The organism is Hoeflea sp. (assembly GCF_984452065.1).
On sequence record NZ_CFHWAF010000190.1, the window covers coordinates 2,916 to 6,966 of the forward strand.

Consider the following 4,051-nt stretch of genomic DNA (forward strand, 5'->3'; position numbering starts at 1 on the left):
TCGATGTCATCGGCTTGGCCCATAGACGAGGTCCGGCAGGAACGTGACCCACTCGTTGAAGAAGACGAGCAGCAGGATCATCGCGACATACGGGATCAAAAGTGGCAGAACGCCGACCGATATCTCCTCTATCGACACCTTACTGATGCGCGCGGCCACGAACAGGTTCACGCCAATCGGAGGGGTCAGAAAGCCGATCTCGCAGGTCATAACGGTAAAGATCCCGAAGATGACGGGATCGATCCCGAGGCTCGTGACAAGAGGAAAGAATACGGCCGTAAAGATGATGATCTGCGGAATGCTCTCAAGCCACATGCCGACGATGATGTAGAAAATGCCAATCATGAGCATTACGAGCCAGGGGTATTCGACGATGCCCTGAAACAGTCCCAGCACCGCATCAGGAATATCGAAAACCGTCACCAACTGACCGAACGCCTTGGTCGAGCCCAGGATAAAGAGCACGGTGCCGATGACGATGGCGGTGAACTTGAAGGCATGGAAGAGCTTGGCCCAGGTCAGACCCTTGTAGATGAAGAGGCCAACGAACAGCCCGTAAGCCACAGCCACGCCAGCGGCCTCCGATGGCGTGAACAGGCCGGCATAGATGCCCCCTAGGATGATCACCGGCGCCATAACGGCCCATTTGCCGTCCCAGAGCGCTTCCAGCAACGGGCCCCAGCGAAACGTCTCGCCCGTGCCTCCATAGCGGTTCCTGACTGAAATCACGAAGACGACCGCCATCAGCATCAGGCCCAGTACGATCCCCGGCACGATACCCGCAAGGAAAAGGCGGGGGATGGACACATCCGTCACCAGGGCAAAGATGATCAACAGGTTCGACGGCGGGATCATCGAGCCCAACGCGCCTGCGGAAGCCGCTATCGCCCCGGCGAACCGGGACCGATAGCCCTCTTTCTGCATGGCCGGGATGGTGATCGACCCGATGGCTGCCGTCGTAGCAGGACCAGAGCCGGACAGGGCTGCGAAGAACATGCAGGCGACAACCGTGACGAGCCCCAGCCCACCCTTGTACGCCCCCACAAGTTTCTGCGCGATATTAACCAGCTTCTCGGACATGCCGCCCTGCTCCATCAACTGGCCTGCCAAAATGAACAGAGGGATGGTGACCAGTGGAAATGGCTCAAAGGCGGTCCAGGCCGCCTGCGCCATCAAGGTCATCGGAATGTCCGCGATAATCAGACCAGCGACGGTCGCGAGGCCTGCTGCAAAAGGGATTGGTATGCCAATCGCCATCGTGAACACGAATACGAGCGCCATCAGGATCGGGCCATTCGAGCTCACGAAAAAGGTAAAGACGATCCCCAGAACCAGAGCGAGGAGGAACATCGCGGCAAAATACGTCGGGCGCGCTTGTTCGCGAGGTAAATCGGTCATAGGGGAAGCTCCTTGAAGCCGTCAGCACGCCACCTCCAATAGACTTGGGCAATTCGAAAGAGCATGAGGCCGAAAAAGGCGGGAAGGAACATCTGCACCCAACGCTGCTCGATTCCCAAACCGGGGGTTTGAAAGGTCACTTCAAAGAGCAGCTGCGTGTAACCGATCGTTTGCACGATCATGAAAACTACAAAACCTGCCCAGAGGATGTCAGCCAGCACAATGCACGCCACCTGGAACCTGCGGGGCAGACGTGTCACAAGCATCGTGATGCGGATATGCGCGCGGTCTCTGACCGCCATCGTCGCGCCGAGGTAAACAGAAAAGATCATGCCATAAACGGCCGTTTCTTCTGCCCAGACGGAGGCGGAGTGAAAAACAAACCGCTGAACCACCTGGAGCAGAACCGAAAACACAACAACACCCAGGAAGAACGTGCACAGAACCTCTTCAAAGTAGCGGTCGAGCTTGGAAAGCATGATGGATGCTGTCTTTCAGTCGTTTGAGAGGCGCGCACCGGGAGGCATGCGCGCTTCTCTCACAGCGTTCACTCTAGTTTGAGGCAGCACGAATGGCGTCGATTAGGGCCGTGAACTCGTCCCCTTTATCGGCCGCAAACCGATCCTGTACGCGCTGCCCGGCGGCGATAAAATCGCTACGGTCAAACTCGGCGGTCTCCATGCCGCCTTCACCTATCAGGAAGTCACGGATCTCCTGAACTTGACGGTTCATTTCTTCTTTTTGGTAGATGCCAGCATCCCGGGCGGCCCGCATCACGGCATCTTTTTGAGCATCGTCAAGCTTGCCCATGACGCGATCGCTCGCAAAGAGCGGCGAAAAGTAAACAAAGTGCTCGAGCGCGGTGAAGTAGGACATAATCTCGTAGAACTTCTGGGACTTTATAAAGGATGTCCCGTTATCGGCGCCTTCCACCGTGCCGGTTTGCAGCGCCGTTGGCGTGTCGGCCCAAGGCAGAGGAATTGGGGCGGCCCCGAATTCGGCAAAGGTGTCGATCATCACCTGGTTCTTCGGGACACGGACTTTCAAACCTTCCATGTCGGCCATCGACGTGATGGGGTTGCGCGAGTTGTAAAAGTCGCGGTCTCCAACAAAGCCGTATGTCAGCAGGTGGACGCCAGTATCACTCTGAAGCATGTCCGCGATGCTCTGACCGACCTCGCCTTCCAGAACCGTGTAGGCATGTGCCTTGTCGTCAAAGATATAGGGAAGGACAAACGCATCCATCATCGGAAAGTGCGGTGAGACGTTGTTGCCGGTGATAATATGCATGTCGACGGTGCCAAGCTGCATGGCCTTAAAGGCTTCATCCTCGCCCATCAGTTGCCCACAACAGCGCACTTTCACGTCGATCGAACCGCCTGAGTACTCCTCAGCCAACTCTTCGAACTTGTTGGCGAGAACAGCATGAGAGCTCGTCTCCGAGGCGGCGTAACCAAGATTGATAGTGACGTCGTCGGCGTGCGCAATCTGTCCGGAAAGCACCAACGCTGAGAGTGTTGCAATTGCAAAGGTGCTGTTTTTCATCTGTAGGTCCCCGATATGTCTTTGAGGCTCACCCCGGGGGTGAGCTTGCCACAAAAATCTACTCAAATATAATATCAATTGGGTCTCTATTGATAATGGAACGGCATCATTGAAATTCGGCCTCCGCCACATCCGATACTTTGTTGCAGTTGCCGAAGAAGTTCACTTCCGCCGCGCCGCCGCCCGATTAGGCGTGGCGCAACCCGCTCTAAGTCGGGCGATTCGGCATCTCGAGGCAGAGATCGGCGTCAAGCTCTTTGACAGGTCCGACAAACAAGTGGCCCTGACCACCGCAGGCGCAGATTTTCTACAGAGTTCGAAAATCATCCTGAGCGGCGTCGAACACGCGGTGGCGAATGTTCGACTGGTGGCCGACGGCAAGATTGGAACGCTGCGCATCGGCTACACCGATATTGCGATTGCAGGGCACCTGCCAAGGCTGCTTCAGGCGTTTCAGGTAATCGAGCCCAGGGTTATCGTCAAACCCCATCACGGGGTGACAACCGAGCAACTCGATAAACTCGAAGCCGGCCTCCTTGACATTGGATTTGTAACCGGGCCAATCAACCTCCAGGGGTATGATCAGGTACCCATTCAATCAGATCGGTTTGTTTGTATCGTTCATGACAATCATCGGTTCGCCCGGGCCCGCTCGGTCCGTCTGCGCGACCTGGCAGAGGAAGACTTTGTTCATGGCCCGCTCCATGAGTGGGAACACTTTTACTCTCTGCTGATCCCGCTTTGCCGACAAGCCGGGTTCACACCCCGAATAGTCCAGGAAGCATTCAACAGCGCAGGCATATTGGGTCTAGTGGCCAGTGGAATGGGTATTACCGTACTGACGGAAAGCACCAACCCGGCGCTTCCCGCCGGTCTGCGGCAAATCCCGATCAAGGATGTCACAGAACAGGTGCATACAGTCGCGCTCTGGAGAAACGATCGGAGCACCGGATCTTGCGAACGTTTCACAAACTTCCTTGTAGATAGAAAGCTGTCTCAGCGCGTCTGAACCCTTGCTGCTGATAAGGCGAGCCATCAAAAGCGCCGATTTTTCTAGTGTCTCTGCACAGTGATTTTGACGTTTTGCTGTAGGTTTTTCATCGCAGAA

The 4,051-nt window shown here is 55.9% G+C and carries 4 protein-coding genes; 1 reads left to right on the plus strand and 3 read right to left on the minus strand.

Annotation, left to right across the window (positions count from 1 at the left end):
- Nucleotides 1-6: 6 nt before the first annotated feature.
- The 3 genes from AC5E6N_RS22465 to AC5E6N_RS22475 form a co-directional block, all read right to left on the minus strand.
- Complete coding sequence (locus tag AC5E6N_RS22465; RefSeq protein WP_491749901.1) at nt 7-1,398, minus strand: TRAP transporter large permease; 1,392 nt, start codon at nt 1,396-1,398, stop codon at nt 7-9.
- Complete coding sequence (locus tag AC5E6N_RS22470; RefSeq protein WP_491749902.1) at nt 1,395-1,877, minus strand: TRAP transporter small permease; 483 nt, start codon at nt 1,875-1,877, stop codon at nt 1,395-1,397. The genes AC5E6N_RS22465 and AC5E6N_RS22470 overlap by 4 nt, the downstream gene beginning before the upstream one ends.
- 73 nt (nt 1,878-1,950) lie before the next feature.
- On the minus strand, nt 1,951-2,943 hold the full coding sequence (locus tag AC5E6N_RS22475; protein WP_491749903.1) for a TRAP transporter substrate-binding protein: 993 nt from the start codon (nt 2,941-2,943) through the stop codon (nt 1,951-1,953).
- A gap of 109 nt (nt 2,944-3,052) precedes the next feature.
- On the opposite strand from AC5E6N_RS22475, the gene AC5E6N_RS22480 reads away from it, so the two are divergent.
- On the plus strand, nt 3,053-3,952 hold the full coding sequence (locus tag AC5E6N_RS22480; RefSeq protein WP_491692003.1) for a LysR family transcriptional regulator: 900 nt from the start codon (nt 3,053-3,055) through the stop codon (nt 3,950-3,952).
- The last annotated feature ends 99 nt before the right edge of the window (nt 3,953-4,051 follow it).

Coding starts and splice junctions, on each gene's coding strand:
- AC5E6N_RS22470 (WP_491749902.1), bottom strand. CDS start 1,877: ATGCTTTCCAAGCTCGACCGCTACTTTGAAGAGGTTCTGTGCACGTTC.
- AC5E6N_RS22465 (WP_491749901.1), bottom strand. CDS start 1,398: ATGACCGATTTACCTCGCGAACAAGCGCGCCCGACGTATTTTGCCGCG.
- AC5E6N_RS22475 (WP_491749903.1), bottom strand. CDS start 2,943: ATGAAAAACAGCACCTTTGCAATTGCAACACTCTCAGCGTTGGTGCTT.